Consider the following 15,313-nt stretch of genomic DNA (forward strand, 5'->3'; position numbering starts at 1 on the left):
TTAACCCTCCTGTTGTTCCTCTTCTTGATTGCGCACCAGAAAACGGGTCTTGATCGGCATTTTGTAGGCAGCAAGGCGCATGGCTTCGCGGGCAACCGCCTCCGGCACACCGGCAATTTCATACATAATGCGACCGGGTTTGACCACTGCCACCCAGTATTCCGGTGAGCCTTTCCCTGACCCCATCCGCGTTTCGGCAGGCCGCATCGTCACGGGCTTATCGGGGAAAATGCGAATCCAGATTTTGCCACCGCGGCGGATATAGCGGGTCATGGCACGACGACCAGCCTCAATTTGCCGTGCGGTGATCCACGCGGGTTCAAGGGCTTGAAGGGCATAGTCGCCAAAGTGGATGGAGTTACCGCGACTGGCAACCCCGGTCATGCGACCCCGCTGCTGTTTGCGAAATTTTGTACGCTTTGGACTTAACATCGCTGGCTTCCCTGTTAGTTAGAGCGATTTTCAAATTGGGGTAGGCGGCGTTGGGGACTGCGGCGACTGGGTTCCCGTGTTACGGCTTCGGCTTGTCCCGGCAGTACCTCACCTTTGAAGATCCACACTTTCACACCCAAAATGCCGTAGATTGTGCGGGCGGTGCGGTAGGCATAGTCAATGTCTGCCCGTAGGGTATGCAGAGGAACGCGACCCTCCCGTGTCCACTCGGTACGGGCAATTTCCGCCCCATTCAGGCGACCCGCCACTTGGACTTTGATCCCCTCAATGCCTGCTCGCTGTGCCCGCTGAATGGCTTGGCGCACGGCGCGTCGGAAGGCCACCCGTCGCTCCAGTTGCTGGGTGATGTATTCCGCCAAGAGGCTGGCTTCAGCATCGACACGGTTGACTTCCACCACGTTCACTTTGATCGTGCGGTTGCTAGGGAGCATCTGCCGCAGTTGCTTGCGCAGTTCCTCAATCCCTTGGCCGCCTTTACCAACGACGACGCCGGGACGAGCGGTGCGAATTTGCAACTCCACTTGATCCGCTTTGCGCTCAATGCGCACTTCCGCAATACCAGCGTTGGCCAGTTGCTTGTTAATAAACGTGCGGATGCGGTGATCCTCCTGTAATAGCTCAGGATAGCGATCGCTATCGGCGTACCAGCGGGAGCGATGTTCTTGTGTAATGCCGAGGCGAAAGCCAATTGGGTGAATCTTCTGTCCCACGGTGGTATCCTTCTACGATTCGTCAGCAGTGTTTTGGGGCGCCACAGCAATCGTGATGTGGCAGGTGGGCTTGCGAATTTGGTAAGCGCGGCCCTGGGCGCGAGGGCGAAACCGCTTCAGGCAAGGCCCTTGATCGGCATAGGCTTGACTAATTACCAAGGTGGCGGGATCCAAGCCTAAATTGTGGGTGGCATTGGCTGCCGCCGATCGCAAGACCTTTGTAATCGGCTCACAGGCACGATAGGGCATAAAGCGCAGCATAATCAGGGCATCGCGGTAGGTGCGACCCCGCAGTTGATCCAGTACCCGCCGCACCTTGTGGGGTGACATGCGGACATACTTGGCGCAGGCACGGGCAGTAGGAGAAGAGGTAGAAACCATAGACGGCTATCCCAGACGCGAACAAGAGAATCAATGGCGGGCTTTTTTATCGCCCTTAACATGACTGCGGAAGTTGCGGGTGGGGGCAAATTCCCCTAGTTTGTGACCCACCATCTGCTCAGTGATGTACACGGGCACGTGCTGCTTGCCGTTGTGGACGGCAATCGTGTGGCCAATCATTTCTGGCACAATCGTTGAGGCACGCGACCACGTTTTGATCACTTCCTTGGCATTGCGCTCATTGAGGGCTTCAATCTTGCGTAAGAGATGATCCGCCACAAAGGGGCCTTTTTTTAATGAACGTCCCATAACCTAACTTCTCCGCAAAAACCTAAGACTGACGACCACCGCGACCCCGCTTGGAAGACTTCTTACGACGCCGCACGATGAGAGCATCGCTGAGTTTTTTCTTCTTGCGAGTTTTGTAGCCAAGGGTGGGTTTACCCCAAGGCGTGACAGGCCCGGGACGACCAATGGGGGCGCGCCCTTCACCACCACCGTGGGGGTGATCCACCGGGTTCATGACCGAACCGCGCACCTTCGGACGACGACCTTTCCAGCGATTGCGACCCGCTTTCCCTAAGCTGATGTTGTTGGCTTCAACATTCCCCACTTGGCCAATGGTGGCATAGCACTCCTTGCGGAAGAGCCGCACTTCACCCGAGGGAAGCTTGAGGGTGACCATATCCCCCTCTTTGGCCACTACTTGTGCCATCGCGCCGGCAGCTCGCACCATTTGCGCACCCCGACCGGGGGTAATTTCCACATTGTGCACACTAGTACCCAAGGGAATTTTGCCCAAGGGCAAAGCATTGCCCACTTCAATGGGCGCATCAGGACTGGCAATGATTTCGGTGCCGGGGGTCAAATCTCGAGGATGGATGATGTAGCGTTTCTCGCCATCGCGATAGTGGAGCAGGGCAATGCGGGCATTGCGGTTGGGATCGTACTCCACAGTTGCCACTTTGGCGGGGACATTGAGCTTGCTGCTGCGGCGAAAATCAACAATGCGATAGCGACGCTTGTGGCCACCCCCCCGCCGCCGACTGGTAATGACACCGCGATTGTTGCGGCCTTTGTCGCGTTTGAAGCCACGGGTCAGCGACTTTTCCGGCTTGTCGGTGGTAATTTCAGCAAAGTCAGAAACAGTTTTTTGGCGAACGCCGGGGGTGTAGGGTCGGTAAACGCGAATGCCCATGATCTACTCCGTTAAACTTCGGGGAAGAGAACGATCTTGCTGTCGGGGGCAAGGGTGACGATCGCCCGCTTGTAGCGCGGACGATGGCCAACAAACCGAACCACGCGGCGCTCTTTAGGGGGCACATGATAGGTATTCACTGCCGTAACTTTGACGTTAAAGAGTTCTTCAATCGCAGCCTTGATTTGCGGTTTGGTGGCGCGCCGATCCACATCGAAGCTGTATTGATTGTTTTCCAATAAAATCGTGGCTTTCTCTGTGATGATGGGGCGCTTGATGAGATCCGCAAGGGCGCGGGGTTGGACTTTAGTCACCGTACACCTCCTGAATTTTGGCGATCGCGCCAGTGGTGGCAACAATGCGATCGGCATAGAGTAAATCAAAAACATTCAATTGATCGGCACGCAGGAGTTTCAGGGTGGGCACATTTCGCGCCGAGAGTGCCACCATTTCGGCAATGTCTTCCACCAGTAGCAGCACCTTTTGCTCTGGCTCAATGCCCCAGCGTTGCAGCGCGGTCACCAGTTCCTTGGTTTTGGGACGGGGCAAGTGATCGGCAAAGTCCTGAACCACAATCAAGTCTTCAACGCGGCTCATCAGGGCTGTACGCAGGGCAAGTCGCCGCTCCTTACGATTCATTTTTTGGCTGTAGTCGCGGGGCTTAGGACCAAAGATCACACCGCCACCCCGCCAGAGGGGAGAACGGATCGAACCAGCGCGGGCACGCCCTGTTCCTTTTTGCCGCCAAGGTTTGCGACCGCCGCCACGCACCTCAGCACGGGTTTTGGTAGATGCCGTTCCCTGACGCGCATTGGCTAACTGCCGCACAAGGGCACGATGAACAATATGACTGGCGGTTTCAGGTTTTGCTGTCGCCAGATCAAGGGTGGCTTCACCACTGTCGGCACCCTGCCAGTCTTTAACCACACATGCAACCATAACTACTCTCCAGCCCCTATTTGCGACCGACACCCTTGGCGGGGGTAATGCTCACGAGTGCCCCCGGTTTACCCGGTAGTGCCCCTTTGATCAGGATTAAGTTGCGCTCAGCATCAACGCGCACCACCTGCAACTTGCGAATGGTGACTGCCGCATTGCCCATGCGACCGGCCATCCGCTTGCCGGGGAAAACCCGACCCGGGGTGGTTCCTGCCCCAGTGGAACCGGGCAGACGGTGGTTTTTTGAGCCATGCGCCATTGGACCGCGCTTAAAATTGTGGCGTTTTTGATAGCCCGCAAAGCCTCGGCCAATGCTGGTGCCGTGGACATCCACAAGCTGCCCCGGACTAAAAATGTCAACAGTGATGGCCTGACCCAATTGATAGGCAGAGGCATCTTCAAGGCGAAATTCCCGCAGATGACGCATGGGGGGCGTTTGCGATTTGTTGAGGTGGCCGCGCTCGGGGCGACTCAGGTTTTTCTCCCGCACTTCGCCGTAGGCCACTTGAATTGCCGTGTAGCCGTCGGTTTGGGGGGTTTTGATTTGTGTGATCGGACACGGCCCCGCTTGTACCACCGTAATGGGGACAGATCGACCCGCCTCGTCAAAGATTTGGGTCATGCCCAACTTTGTCCCTAAAATACCAACTGTCACGATCGCGTTCCTTCAAAATACAAATCACAACAAAACAGCGAGAGGCAGCCGCAAGGCTACACCTCGGCAGATTCCTACAGTTAGGAATGGTGGATTGACCCAGCAGTTACACGGTCAAGACGATGACGCTTAAAGCGCATCTATCATTGATCAAGGACAGGCGCAGGTAAAGATGGCAAGGCTATGATTGCAAGTTGCGAACACGCTGCCACCCCTGGATCAGTGGAACCAAGGACTTAAGGGGGTTGAGGCGATCGCGCCCACTCAGTATCCGTTTTTGGTCACAAGTTTTAATCATAGATCAGCGATTGTGGGTTTGTCTAGGCATTTGGTAACATTTTTTACGCCTTCTTGTGGATCCAGCAGCGTGTTTGAATTTGTCTGCCAGCAGGACTGTGCCCATACCCAAGCGCGGGCAGGCCTGTTTCACACCCCCCATGGCGCAGTGGCAACGCCGCGTTTTATGCCCGTGGGTACTTTAGCGAATGTGAAAACCCTCACCCCAGAACACCTCAAGGCGGCGGGCGCTCAAATGGTTTTGGCCAACACCTACCATTTGCACCTGCAACCGGGGGAAGACATTGTGGCCGCAGCGGGGGGACTGCACCGTTTTATGGGCTGGTCAGGGCCAATTCTCACGGATTCGGGGGGGTTTCAGGTCTTTAGCCTCAGTGAAATGCGGCAGATTTCCGATCAGGGGGTGGTGTTTCGTTCACCCCACGATGGTCAAATCATTGAACTGTCACCTGAGCGGGCGATCGCCATTCAAGAGGCCTTGGGGGCAGATGTGATCATGGCCTTTGATGAGTGCCCCCCCTACCCTGCGAGCCGGGAGGCAGTGATCCAAGCGACGCAACGCACACTACATTGGTTAGAGCGCTGTATTGCCGCCAAACAACGATCGGATCAGGCTCTCTTTGCCATTGTTCAGGGGGGAGTGTATGCCGATCTGCGGCGGGAATGCGCTGCGGCGATGCTGCCCTATGACCTGCCGGGCTATGCCATTGGTGGGGTGAGTGTCGGGGAACCCAACAGTGCCATGCACGAAATTGTGGCGGTGACGGCTCCCCTCTTGCCTGCCCATAAGCCACGTTATTTGATGGGGGTGGGAACTCACTTAGAAATGTTGCGGGCGATCGCTGCTGGGGTCGATCTCTTTGATTGTGTGATTCCTACCCGTCTGGCTCGCCATGGCTGTGCCATTGTCCAAGGGCAGCGCTGGAACCTGAAAAATGCCCGCTTTCGCCGCGATTATGAACCCTTGGATCCCACCTGTCCCTGCTATACCTGCACCACCTTTAGCCGAGCCTACCTGAGTCATTTAGTGCGTGCCAAGGAGCTACTGGCCTACACCTTACTCTCGATTCATAATGTGACGGAACTGATTCGGTTCACCCAAGCAGCACGCCAAGCAATTTTAGAGGAGCGATTTGTGGCGTTTGCGGCAGAATGGGAGCAGCGACTAGTGGTGGATGCTGAGGAACCCGATGCTGCGCTTCTCTGATGCCGTTTTATCAAGGCAGGAACGCTTGAGCCGCTGGGGCTTTTTGGGACTGACCACAGCACCTTTAGTGGGAGCGGCACTCTTTAACCATACGGGGACGCCGCCTTTTTTACTTTGTCTTTTTCGGGCAACAACGGGCATTCCCTGTCCAGGCTGCGGTCTGACCCGTTCCTTTATGGCGATCGCTCGCGGCAATGTTGAAGATGCCCTGAGAATGCATCTCTTTGGCCCTGTGCTCTTTCTCGCATTTACGGTGATGGCGGTTTTTATAGGCCTAGAGCTGAAAACTGGCCGGCGATTGCAGCACACCCCCTTTCGCTACATCAATGAACGCATTCAAAACTGGTGGTGGCTAGGGGTGATTTATCTTGGCTACTATGGCCTGCGACTGTACAGCCTATTTCACACCGGAGAATTTTATATCAATCCCCTAAAAAACATCTTTCTGAGGAGTTAATCAATGACTATCTCCATTCATTACGTTGATCCCAAGACGAAAGCACCACTTAGAAAGGATCATACTGCGTACTATAGTGAGACGGGTTCTGTTTATCCAATTGTTAATCAGATTCCTAGATTTGTAGATTCAAGCCAAAACTACACCCAAAGTTTTGGTCTGCAATGGAATAAGTTCTCAAAAACACAAATAGATGATACAGATCAAAAACAATCTGAAACTCGATTCTTTGCAACAACAAACTGGCAGCCTGAGGAGCTTGCTGGCAAAAGTATTTTAGAAGCCGGTTCTGGTGCAGGTAGATTTACACGGGTTATCTTGGAAAAAACGTCTGCTTATCTTTGGAGTTTTGATTATTCAGAGGCGGTTGAGGCAAATTGGCAAAATAATTCTGATATTGCTGGCGGAAGATTACACCTATTTCAGGCGAGCATCTATGACATCCCTTTGCCTGAAGCCTCTTTTGATAAGGTGTTTTGTTTTGGGGTTCTACAACATACACCTGACTTTGAAGAATCTGTAAAAAATCTGATTAAATACGCAAAAATCGGTGCTGAGATTGTGGTTGATTTCTATCCGATTAAAGGTTTTTGGACAAAAATACACGCAAAATATCTTTTAAGACCCTTGACAAAAAAGATGTCACACCAAGCTCTGTTGAATTTGATTGAGAAGAATATCGATGGTTTAATTACGTTATTTGATTTTTTAGTGAAAGTTAAACTAGGCGTACTGACTCGATTTTTACCAATTGTTGATCTACGAACAATTCCTAGTACTGTGGATCAGCAAAAACGCCGTGAATGGGCAATTTTAGACACCTTTGATATGTTCTCGCCGGAGTATGACAATCCCCAAAGAATAAAAGATGTTGCTGCTATGTTTGAACGTCACGGAGCTAAGGTTACTTTTGCCGGATTTGTCAAATCAAGTGCTGGCACTAGCGCAGTGGTCAGAGGCGTTCGCGAAACTTAAAGTAAAGATCACGGGAGTCGTCTTTAGCAAGGGTCCCTTTCATGGGATATTGAAATCGGTTGTGTGCGATCGAGAACCGGAGACCCATGAGATTACATCGCTTGCTTTATCTCAGTTGTGCCACAGATGGCCTGTCCTACCCGGATCTGCGGGATATTATGGCCAAGTCAGAGGTGAACAATCTCCGCGATGGCATTACGGGAATACTGTGCTACGGCAACGGCATGTTTCTGCAAACCCTAGAGGGCGATCGCCAGAAAATCAGTGAAACCTACGCCCGCATCCTCAAGGATCCCCGCCACCACAGCGCCGAACTCATTGAATTCAAGGCCATCGCAGAGCGCACCTTCATCAATTGGTCAATGCGTCTGGTGCAGTTGGGCGAGATGGACAGTGATAAAATTCGGCACCTGCGGTTAAAATACTCACCAGCAGCAACCTTTCAGCCCACCTCAATGACGGCTGAGCAATGTTTTCACTTCCTCAAAGAACTCTATGAAATGAGCCAAGGAACTTAGTGTGAGCGATGCCCACTGGCTAAGTATTCCCGATCTACTGCGGCTGCCCGCCCAGACCTATGAGTGGCGGGTGGATACCGGTTTTCCAGACTTGGCAACGCTAACTCCCGTGCAAGGGATTGTGACTGCCAGTCACCGCTACACCTATTTAGAAGTTAGTGCCAGTGTGAGTACGATCGTTACCCTCTGTTGCGATCGCTGTTTGCAGTACTATAACCATCGCTTGGTGTGTACGACTACGGAACTCATTTGGCTTGCAGAAACGCCGGCGAGTCAACCGGACGATGATCTGGTGGAAACCTTGCCCGCCAACGGTCGCATTGATCTTGCGGATTGGCTCTACCAGCAACTCTGCCTTGCCCTGCCCTACCCCCAATACTGTGACCCCAATTGTGGCGGTATTCACCCCCCTGTCCCTGCGGAACCCCCCATTGATCACCGCTGGGCAATGCTTGCGCAACTACAATCGGTTCTGGAGCGTTCGGAACCATCGCCGTGAGTGCTCAGTCTGACCTTGAACTGTTGCTGCGGGCACGCTATCCCCTGTTGTATGTGGCCACAACAGAGGAAGAACGCCTTGAGGCAACACTGCACACAATTAGCAATCGCCTGAATCAGCGCCCCATCTACATTTGGGATTTTGTCGAGGGGTATCAGGGCAATCCCAATGATCTGGGGGTCGCCAAGCGCAATCCCCTCAGTGCCCTTGAATTTGTTGAAAGACTACCGCCACCGGCAGCGGCGATGATTCTGCTGCGAGATTTTCACCGCTTTATTGAGGACGTGGCCGTCTCTCGCAAACTGCGCAACTTGGCGCGGCAGCTCAAGTCCCAGCCCAAAAACCTGATCCTGCTGGCTCCGACGGTGCAGTTGCCCCCGGAACTGCGGGATGTGATTACCGTTGTCGAGTTCCCTTTGCCCCAACGGGAGGAAATTCGCCTTGAACTGGTGAAGCTCTGTCAAAGCCTCGGCAGGATTCCCCCTGAGCCGATTCTCGATGAGTTGATCCGCGCCTGTCAGGGCTTGACCCTAGAGCGCATTCGCCGCGTCATTGGTCGGATTATTGCCCTCCACGGCATGCTCGACGGTAGCCATGTGGATTTGATCTTGGAGGAAAAGCGGCAGATCCTGCGGCAAACCCAAATTCTCGAGTTTTATCCCACCCAAGAAACGATTGCCGACATTGGCGGCCTTGACAATCTCAAGGAGTGGTTGCTGCGGCGCGGCGGTGCTTTTTCCGAGCGGGCACGGCGCTATGGGCTGCCCTATCCGCGGGGGGTGCTGCTAGTGGGAATTCAGGGCACCGGTAAATCCCTAGTGGCAAAGGCGATCGCCCACCAATGGCACTTGCCTCTGTTGCGATTGGATGTGGGGCGACTCTTTGGCGGCCTAGTGGGGGAGTCAGAGGCGCGGACCCGCGAGATGATTCAAATTGCTGAAGCCCTTGCCCCCTGTGTCCTCTGGATTGATGAAATGGATAAAGCCTTTGCGGGCATTGATGGCCGAGGGGATGGCGGCACCAGTAGCCGCGTCTTTGGTACGATTATCACTTGGCTGGCTGAGAAAACCTCTGCTGTTTTTGTCGTGGCCACTGCCAACAATGTGCAGGTCTTGCCCCCGGAACTGCTGCGTAAGGGTCGCTTTGATGAAATCTTTTTTGTCGGACTACCCAATGTGGATGAGCGGCGAGCGATTTTTGAAGTGCACCTCAGTCGCGTGCGGCGCGATCGCCTGCAAAACTATGATCTAGAGCGCTTGGCCTACGAAACCATTGACTTTTCTGGGGCTGAAATTGAGCAGTGTATCATTGAGGCAATGCACCTTGCCTTTAGCCAAGACCGCGACTTTACCACCGAAGATCTGCTGCACGCGGCCAGTGAGATTATCCCCTTGGCACGGACAGCTCGCGAACAGGTACACCAATTACAAGAATGGGCGGCCTCCGGGCGGGCACGGTTTGCCTCACGGATCCTCTCTCCCCCCACAGGGCGTTAGATCATGAAACCAGTGGTGCGTGTGCTGCAATGGCTCCTAGGAACCTTTTTGGGTTTAGGTCTGATTACCCTTGTGGCCGCTGCTATCATTACACCCCTCGTCTTTAACTTGCTCTGGCCACCCCCCCGCCCCAAGGTCGAAGCACAAAATTCGCCACCGCCTACGCCACCAGAGTCGTCACCGAATTCCCCCTCACCCACTCCTGAACCAACCCCGACCCCCTCACCGCAGCCAAACTCTGAAGGGCGGGTGATCTATGGCGATGGTTTACGGTTGCGCGATCGCCCCAGTCGCGAGGCAAATGCCCTAGGCGGTGTGGCCTTTGATGAAGTGGTGACGATCCTAGAGCGCAGTGAGGATGGGGAATGGCTGAAGATTCGCACCGCCAACAATCTTGAAGGCTGGGTACTGGCCTTTGGCGTGCAGGAAACAACAGCTCAATCCCCCACCTCCAGTGAGACGACCCAGTAGGCGCTATTGGGAAAATTCCTGCATTTGCTGAAACGAACGGTACTCGCGATCGCCACTCAGCCATTCCACGAGCGTGATTTTCACCCGCCCCCCCGCATTGGGAGTTGCCAGAAACTCCGCCTCCCCTTCGCTATTAATCACGGGATTGCGCAACTGGGTGGATCCCGCTTCCAGTAGTCGCTTGCTCGTCGGGTCATAAATCTCGTAGTAGATCTGGACATTGCGCGCTGGTGTCGCCGTTTCATTGCGCACGCGCCCCGTCAGGCGGTGGTACCAGACACCCGCAATATTCTCGCTCTGCAATTGGACATCGGTGACGCGCACCACTTTGGGCGCTTCGCGACGGCGCGCGATCGCGGGCATGTCATCAAGAGATACGAACCCGACACTAGTCGTCAACAGCAGACCACAGAGCCAAATTGTGCGTAAGCTAGGCATTGTTCTCTAACCGGTGTGACAATAATAGAGTCTAAGACGCAGCATTCAGCGGGAGCGATCGGCCTCATTGGCCTTGAGGATACCACCTTAGTGACCGCTGCCCCGAGTCTGTACCTGCTGGATTGGATTCACCCCACTTAACTATGCCAACTGTTCATGTGATTGGTCTTGGTCGCTCTGGCATCGCCGCTGCCCGTTTACTGAAACGTCAAGGCTGGCAAGTGGAGGTGAGTGATAGTCGTCAAACCCCTGCCCTACAATCCCAGCAGCAACTCCTAGAAGCCGAAGGCATTGCTGTTCAACTCAACTACGACTTTGATTTACAAACCCTCGCCAGTGTGGGTCTGCGTGTCCCGGCGGAAATTGTCATTAGTCCCGGTGTCCCTTGGCAGTCTCCTGCTCTGATTGCCGCTCGCCAAGCAGGCATCCCCGTTCGGGGGGAAGTGGAAATTGCTTGGCAGACCCTCGCCCATCTGCCGTGGGTATGTATTACGGGCACCAATGGCAAAACAACGACCACCGCACTCACTGCCGCCATTTTTCAAGCAGCGGGGTACAATGCTCCCGCCTGTGGCAATATCGGCAATAGTATTTGCGAAGTGGCTTTGACCGCTAGCGCCCTTGATTGGGTGATTGCTGAGATCAGTAGCTATCAATTAGAGTCTAGCCCCCCCCTGCAACCCCAATTTGCCCTTTGGACAACCCTCACACCAGATCACTTGGAACGCCACGGCACCCTCGACGCTTATGTCGAAACCAAAGCTCACCTCATGAATGGTGCGAAACAGGTGATCCTCAATGGGGATGATCCCTACCTGCGTCAGCACATGGTGAATCGTTGGCCGCAAGCTTGGTGGATCAGTACCCAAGGGGCGGCAGCCCTACCCAAGGGGATTGAACAGGGCATCTATATTGCTGAGGATCAGGTGTGGTTTCAAGATCAACCCCTGCTGCCCACCCATGTCCTGCAAATGCCGGGTCAACACAATCAGCAAAACTTTCTTCTAGCCGTGGCAACGGCCCATTTAGCCGGTATTCCTGCCGAAACAATTGCCAAAGCGGTGGCAGGGTTTGCCGGTGTGCCCCATCGTTTGGAGCGCGTTCGTCAATGGCGACAGGTGGAGTGGATCAACGACAGTAAGGCCACCAATTATGACGCCGCCGAAATTGGGCTGCGTTCGGTGACCGGCCCTGTGATCCTGATTGCGGGTGGACAGGCCAAAAAGGGGGACGATCGCGCTTGGCTCAAGCTGATTCAGGAGAAAGCCGCTTGGGTGCTCTTAATTGGTGAAGCGGCACCGCAGTTTGCGCAGCGCTTAGAAGCCACGGGCTTTACAAATTATGAGATCATGGAGACACTGGATCGGGCGGTGGCGGCGGCTGCTGAACTGGTGACCCAGTACCCGATCAAAACCGTTCTCTTTTCCCCTGCCTGTGCCAGCTTTGACCAGTACCAGAATTTTGAAGAACGTGGTGATCACTTTCGTCAACTGTGCTTAGAGCTATGAGCCAATCTGCGGCCTCGGGTCACTGGTGGAATCGCCTCTCCATTGCCAGTCGGTTTCTGATTATTGGCTTGGCAGGGCCTATCCTGACGCTGAATTTCTGGGCCTTTGCGACCATTCTCAAGTTTTTTGGGCCGCTGGTGGCGGTTCTGGTGCTGGCTTCTCTATTTGCCTTTTTGCTGAACTATCCGGTGCGCTGGATGGAGGAGCAGGGAAATCCGCGAGGCCCCTCAGCAATTTTGGTCTTTCTTTTGGCACTGGTACTGATTGCCATCATTGCCTTGGTCGTGGTGCCCAATGTCTTTAATCAGGCACAACAGCTCATTGCCCGCTTGCCCGAATGGTTTAACTCCAGCCAACGGCGACTCTTGGAATTTGGCCAGTGGGTGGACTCCCTGAACCTGCCGGTGACGGTGGATGTGGATGCCCTTGCCAACCAACTCTTGGAAAAACTCAAGGATCAACTGCAAAGTTTAGCTCGCGAGGCGCTGAATTTAATTTTGGGCACCCTCAGCAGTGCGGTGGATGTGCTCATTAATCTGATTTTGACCGTTGTTCTCACGTTCTATTTGCTGCAGCATGGTGACGAATTGTGGGATGGCCTCCTCAGTTGGTTGCCTGATACGCTGCGCCCCACGGTTTCAGAAACGATACGCCGCAGTTTTGAAAGCTATTTTATTGGTCAGTTGGTGCTGGGACTGTGCATGGGCATCGGGTTGACCACGATTTTCATTTTCCTCAAGGTGCCCTATGGACTGCTCTTTGGTGTCATTATTGGCGTGATGGCCTTGGTGCCCTTTGGCGGTACGGTGGGGATTATTTCAATTAGTTTGCTCGTCGCCCTTCAGGATGTGTGGTTGTCCCTCAAGGTAGCGGGATTTGCGTTTCTCTATCAGCAGTTTTTGGAGAATGTGGTTGCCCCTCGGATCATCGGTAGCTTTACGGGCTTAAATCCAGTCTGGGTTTTCTTGGCGATCCTGACTGGGGCTAGGGCTTCGGGGTTAGTCGGGGTTCTCATTGCGGTTCCGATCGCGGTAGTGATTAAAACGTTCTTGGTGAGTGTGCGATCGCGCCTCAATGCCGAGGACGTGGATGCCACCGTTGCACTCCCTAGTAATCCGCCCCCCTTATCACCTGTTTCTTCGTCAATGAAGCCATCCTCAGTGGAGTAGAACAATGCTGCGTGCCCTTCAACCCGGAATTCTCACCTCCCTTGTTTTGATCAGTACCACAGCCGCCATTACAATAATCACGGCTTTTATTGGCTACCACCTAGGGCGAGAGTCATTGCGCGGTGTGTCCCAGCCCGTGGTGAATCCCATCCTTGGCAGTGCCGTGAATGCCAATGATCAATCCCAAGGGGAGCGATCGCCCATTCTTGACGAGGCACAGATTATTGCCCAAACCAAAGCCCGCATTGCCGAAATGACTGAAGGTGCCAGCGATCGCGAGATTGTGCCTGCCCCCACCACTGCCAATGACCCCCCAGCAGCGGAACCGGCGACGAGTCGGACACTGCCCATCGTTGCTGAGGATAAGGGGGTGCGCCTAGAAATTAGCCGTGTGGATACCATTGGCCAAGATTTAGCCCTGCACGTCAGCTTGAAAAACGACAGTAGCCAAGGGGTGCAGTTTATCTACACCTTTCTTGAAATCAAAAATGATAAAGGTACCCTTTTGAGTGCCCTCACCGAAGGCCTACCCACGGAATTACCCCCCGGTAGTGATCTGGTCAAAGGCACAATTTTGATTCCCAAAAGCCTCCTTGACAATGCAAAAACCTTGACCCTGCGCCTTGCCAGCTATCCGAATCAGGATGTGCAATTGCAGGCTGTTAATATTCCTGTGGAGTAGCCATGCCCGCCGCTGAATTTGTTCAAAAATGGTTGAGTGCTCGCGATTGGGTGCGGGTACGGGCAGATTTGACGGGCAAGACCACGTTTATCGCGTGGCAGGGAGCGGTGTATAGTTTTGTTCCCCAAGAGCGTCGCCGTCACCTCTTCAACATTGTTGGCATGAGTGCCGCTCGCTGTTTGCCCCATCCCGAGGGCGGGTGGTATTTTCTCTCCCGTGAATTGACGTTTTATCTGGATCCAGAAAAGCAATCCCTGTGCGATCGCTGGCGCAATCCTTGGACAGAGGACGTGGTTCCCGTGATTCCCGTTGCTAATGATCCCGTGCAGGGGCTATTTCGCCGTGAGGTGCCTGCCCAAGTCAGTGAGCGAACCATTACGTTTCAGTTTGATCTATTTCCCTACTATGACAATCCCCTTGCGGGTGAGGAACGGTTTCAGGCCTACAGCCCCCAGCCGATCTACCAAGCGGCAGAACTCTTTAAGCTAACGGTGGCCACCGCCGATTTACAACAAGATACGGAGACGATTGCCGCTGTCCATTTGTGTTGGAGTCGGATTGGGCCTTGGTTGCCTTGGATGAAGATGGGCGATCGCCCCGGTTATCTCATCTACAGTGCGACTGGCTGCAAAGCCCTGACCGTCGAAGACTTGCCCTCCCTCCTACAAGACCAATTAGAGCGACTGCCCCAATACCGTGAAGCCCCCACTGAATACCGCGAGGGTGCTGATATGACCTCTTGGCTGTATTTTCAGGAGCACTTTGAAGCCTATTTAGAGGGTGCACTGTTTCCAGTGACTTGATGAATACCAACCTATCCCTATTCCCGTGGGGGCAGGCTAAAAAGCGGCAACTCGGTAAACTGTGGTTCTACAGGACGGGGTGAACGGGGGGTTGTTGGCGGAGCATGCGTTGACTGGGAATTTCGACGCGAAAGTGATCTCCCTCCAGAGAAATGGGAGCGCCAAAATTGCTCGCTGGCTTACTCATTGGGGATGCTACTGATACACGTCGTCGTGGGAGAGATTCAACCCTAGCTCTTTGGTAGCCTGCCCGACACCCTTGAGGACGAATGGATTGACAACATCGAGGAACTCGAAGACCTGATGGACAAGTACCTCCACCTACGCCAAGAAGCCCGCAATGCTTTTGAATTGCGCTATGAACGCCATGTCAGCGACGATCCCGATCAGTGGCGCAACTGTGCGCGGGTATTGGCACAGCAGGACATTCTCAATGTACTCAGTCAACCGTGGTAAG

At 54.1% G+C, this 15,313-nt stretch carries 22 protein-coding genes; 13 read left to right on the top strand and 9 right to left on the bottom strand.

Going from position 1 to position 15,313, the window contains the following annotated elements:
* Genes rplP through rplC form a run of 8 tightly spaced genes read right to left on the bottom strand, consistent with a single transcriptional unit; the run spans nucleotide 1 to nucleotide 4,336 of the window.
* On the bottom strand, nucleotides 1-432 hold the full coding sequence (rplP, locus tag M0644_RS02645) for a 50S ribosomal protein L16 (RefSeq protein ID WP_286626469.1): 432 nt from the start codon (nucleotides 430-432) through the stop codon (nucleotides 1-3).
* 14 nt (nucleotides 433-446) lie between these two features.
* On the bottom strand, nucleotides 447-1,163 hold the full coding sequence (gene rpsC / locus M0644_RS02650; RefSeq protein WP_286626471.1) for a 30S ribosomal protein S3: 717 nt from the start codon (nucleotides 1,161-1,163) through the stop codon (nucleotides 447-449).
* A gap of 12 nt (nucleotides 1,164-1,175) precedes the next feature.
* Nucleotides 1,176-1,544: a 50S ribosomal protein L22 gene (gene rplV / locus M0644_RS02655; RefSeq protein ID WP_011055941.1), complete on the bottom strand. Its 369-nt coding sequence runs from the start codon at nucleotides 1,542-1,544 to the stop codon at nucleotides 1,176-1,178.
* A 30-nt stretch (nucleotides 1,545-1,574) separates the two neighbouring features.
* A complete protein-coding gene (gene rpsS, locus M0644_RS02660; protein ID WP_011055940.1) occupies nucleotides 1,575-1,853 on the bottom strand; it encodes a 30S ribosomal protein S19 in 279 nt (92 codons plus the stop codon).
* 22 nt (nucleotides 1,854-1,875) lie between these two features.
* Entirely contained in the window at nucleotides 1,876-2,742 is an 867-nt protein-coding gene (gene rplB / locus M0644_RS02665) for a 50S ribosomal protein L2 (protein WP_286626473.1), read from the bottom strand.
* A gap of 11 nt (nucleotides 2,743-2,753) precedes the next feature.
* The gene (locus tag M0644_RS02670; protein WP_286626475.1) at nucleotides 2,754-3,056 is read right to left on the bottom strand and encodes a 50S ribosomal protein L23; all 303 of its coding nucleotides are present in this window, start codon (nucleotides 3,054-3,056) and stop codon (nucleotides 2,754-2,756) included.
* Nucleotides 3,049-3,681 carry a 50S ribosomal protein L4 gene (rplD, locus tag M0644_RS02675; protein ID WP_149817913.1) on the bottom strand — a complete coding sequence of 211 codons (633 nt, stop codon included), beginning with the start codon at nucleotides 3,679-3,681 and terminating at the stop codon, nucleotides 3,049-3,051. The genes M0644_RS02670 and rplD overlap by 8 nt, the downstream gene beginning before the upstream one ends.
* A gap of 16 nt (nucleotides 3,682-3,697) precedes the next feature.
* Nucleotides 3,698-4,336, bottom strand: coding sequence for a 50S ribosomal protein L3 (gene rplC, locus M0644_RS02680; protein WP_286626477.1), 639 nt, complete (start codon nucleotides 4,334-4,336; stop codon nucleotides 3,698-3,700).
* A 367-nt stretch (nucleotides 4,337-4,703) separates the two neighbouring features.
* Between rplC and tgt the strand changes: the two genes are divergently transcribed.
* The 7 genes from tgt to M0644_RS02715 all read left to right on the top strand — a co-directional run bounded on the left by tgt (nucleotide 4,704) and on the right by M0644_RS02715 (nucleotide 10,256).
* Nucleotides 4,704-5,840 carry a tRNA guanosine(34) transglycosylase Tgt gene (tgt, locus tag M0644_RS02685; protein ID WP_149817917.1) on the top strand — a complete coding sequence of 379 codons (1,137 nt, stop codon included), beginning with the start codon at nucleotides 4,704-4,706 and terminating at the stop codon, nucleotides 5,838-5,840.
* Complete coding sequence (locus M0644_RS02690; RefSeq protein WP_206201517.1) at nucleotides 5,824-6,297, top strand: DUF2752 domain-containing protein; 474 nt, start codon at nucleotides 5,824-5,826, stop codon at nucleotides 6,295-6,297. The genes tgt and M0644_RS02690 overlap by 17 nt, the downstream gene beginning before the upstream one ends.
* A gap of 3 nt (nucleotides 6,298-6,300) precedes the next feature.
* Entirely contained in the window at nucleotides 6,301-7,272 is a 972-nt protein-coding gene (locus M0644_RS02695) for a bifunctional 2-polyprenyl-6-hydroxyphenol methylase/3-demethylubiquinol 3-O-methyltransferase UbiG (protein WP_149817921.1), read from the top strand.
* A gap of 86 nt (nucleotides 7,273-7,358) precedes the next feature.
* A complete protein-coding gene (locus M0644_RS02700) occupies nucleotides 7,359-7,790 on the top strand; it encodes a BLUF domain-containing protein (RefSeq protein ID WP_149817923.1) in 432 nt (143 codons plus the stop codon).
* 1 nt (nucleotide 7,791) lies between these two features.
* The gene (locus tag M0644_RS02705; protein WP_286626480.1) at nucleotides 7,792-8,289 is read left to right on the top strand and encodes a DUF177 domain-containing protein; all 498 of its coding nucleotides are present in this window, start codon (nucleotides 7,792-7,794) and stop codon (nucleotides 8,287-8,289) included.
* Complete coding sequence (locus M0644_RS02710; protein WP_149817927.1) at nucleotides 8,286-9,785, top strand: AAA family ATPase; 1,500 nt, start codon at nucleotides 8,286-8,288, stop codon at nucleotides 9,783-9,785. The genes M0644_RS02705 and M0644_RS02710 overlap by 4 nt, the downstream gene beginning before the upstream one ends.
* A 3-nt stretch (nucleotides 9,786-9,788) precedes the next feature.
* Nucleotides 9,789-10,256, top strand: coding sequence for an SH3 domain-containing protein (locus tag M0644_RS02715; protein WP_286626482.1), 468 nt, complete (start codon nucleotides 9,789-9,791; stop codon nucleotides 10,254-10,256).
* Between the two features lie 3 nt (nucleotides 10,257-10,259).
* Here the strand turns inward: M0644_RS02715 and M0644_RS02720 are convergent, their stop codons facing one another.
* On the bottom strand, nucleotides 10,260-10,694 hold the full coding sequence (locus M0644_RS02720) for a hypothetical protein (RefSeq protein WP_149817931.1): 435 nt from the start codon (nucleotides 10,692-10,694) through the stop codon (nucleotides 10,260-10,262).
* Between the two features lie 15 nt (nucleotides 10,695-10,709).
* Here M0644_RS02720 and M0644_RS02725 point away from each other — a divergent pair, with 15 nt between their 5' ends.
* The 6 genes from M0644_RS02725 to M0644_RS02750 all read left to right on the top strand — a co-directional run bounded on the left by M0644_RS02725 (nucleotide 10,710) and on the right by M0644_RS02750 (nucleotide 15,312).
* The gene (locus tag M0644_RS02725) at nucleotides 10,710-10,835 is read left to right on the top strand and encodes a hypothetical protein (RefSeq protein WP_255451700.1); all 126 of its coding nucleotides are present in this window, start codon (nucleotides 10,710-10,712) and stop codon (nucleotides 10,833-10,835) included.
* 2 nt (nucleotides 10,836-10,837) lie between these two features.
* Entirely contained in the window at nucleotides 10,838-12,202 is a 1,365-nt protein-coding gene (gene murD, locus M0644_RS02730) for a UDP-N-acetylmuramoyl-L-alanine--D-glutamate ligase (RefSeq protein WP_286626484.1), read from the top strand.
* A complete protein-coding gene (locus M0644_RS02735) occupies nucleotides 12,199-13,371 on the top strand; it encodes an AI-2E family transporter (protein WP_286626485.1) in 1,173 nt (390 codons plus the stop codon). Before murD ends, M0644_RS02735 begins: the two co-directional genes overlap by 4 nt.
* Before the next feature lie 4 nt (nucleotides 13,372-13,375).
* Nucleotides 13,376-14,053 (top strand): hypothetical protein, encoded by a 678-nt coding sequence (locus M0644_RS02740; protein ID WP_286626487.1) that lies wholly within the window; start codon nucleotides 13,376-13,378, stop codon nucleotides 14,051-14,053.
* 2 nt (nucleotides 14,054-14,055) lie between these two features.
* Nucleotides 14,056-14,856 carry a DUF1838 domain-containing protein gene (locus M0644_RS02745; RefSeq protein WP_286626488.1) on the top strand — a complete coding sequence of 267 codons (801 nt, stop codon included), beginning with the start codon at nucleotides 14,056-14,058 and terminating at the stop codon, nucleotides 14,854-14,856.
* A 303-nt stretch (nucleotides 14,857-15,159) separates the two neighbouring features.
* Nucleotides 15,160-15,312 (top strand): hypothetical protein, encoded by a 153-nt coding sequence (locus M0644_RS02750; RefSeq protein WP_190278178.1) that lies wholly within the window; start codon nucleotides 15,160-15,162, stop codon nucleotides 15,310-15,312.
* Nucleotide 15,313: the final 1 nt, after the last annotated feature.

It is taken from the genome of Thermosynechococcus sp. B1 (genome assembly GCF_030322985.1).
Classification (GTDB): Bacteria; Cyanobacteriota; Cyanobacteriia; order Thermosynechococcales; family Thermosynechococcaceae; genus Thermosynechococcus.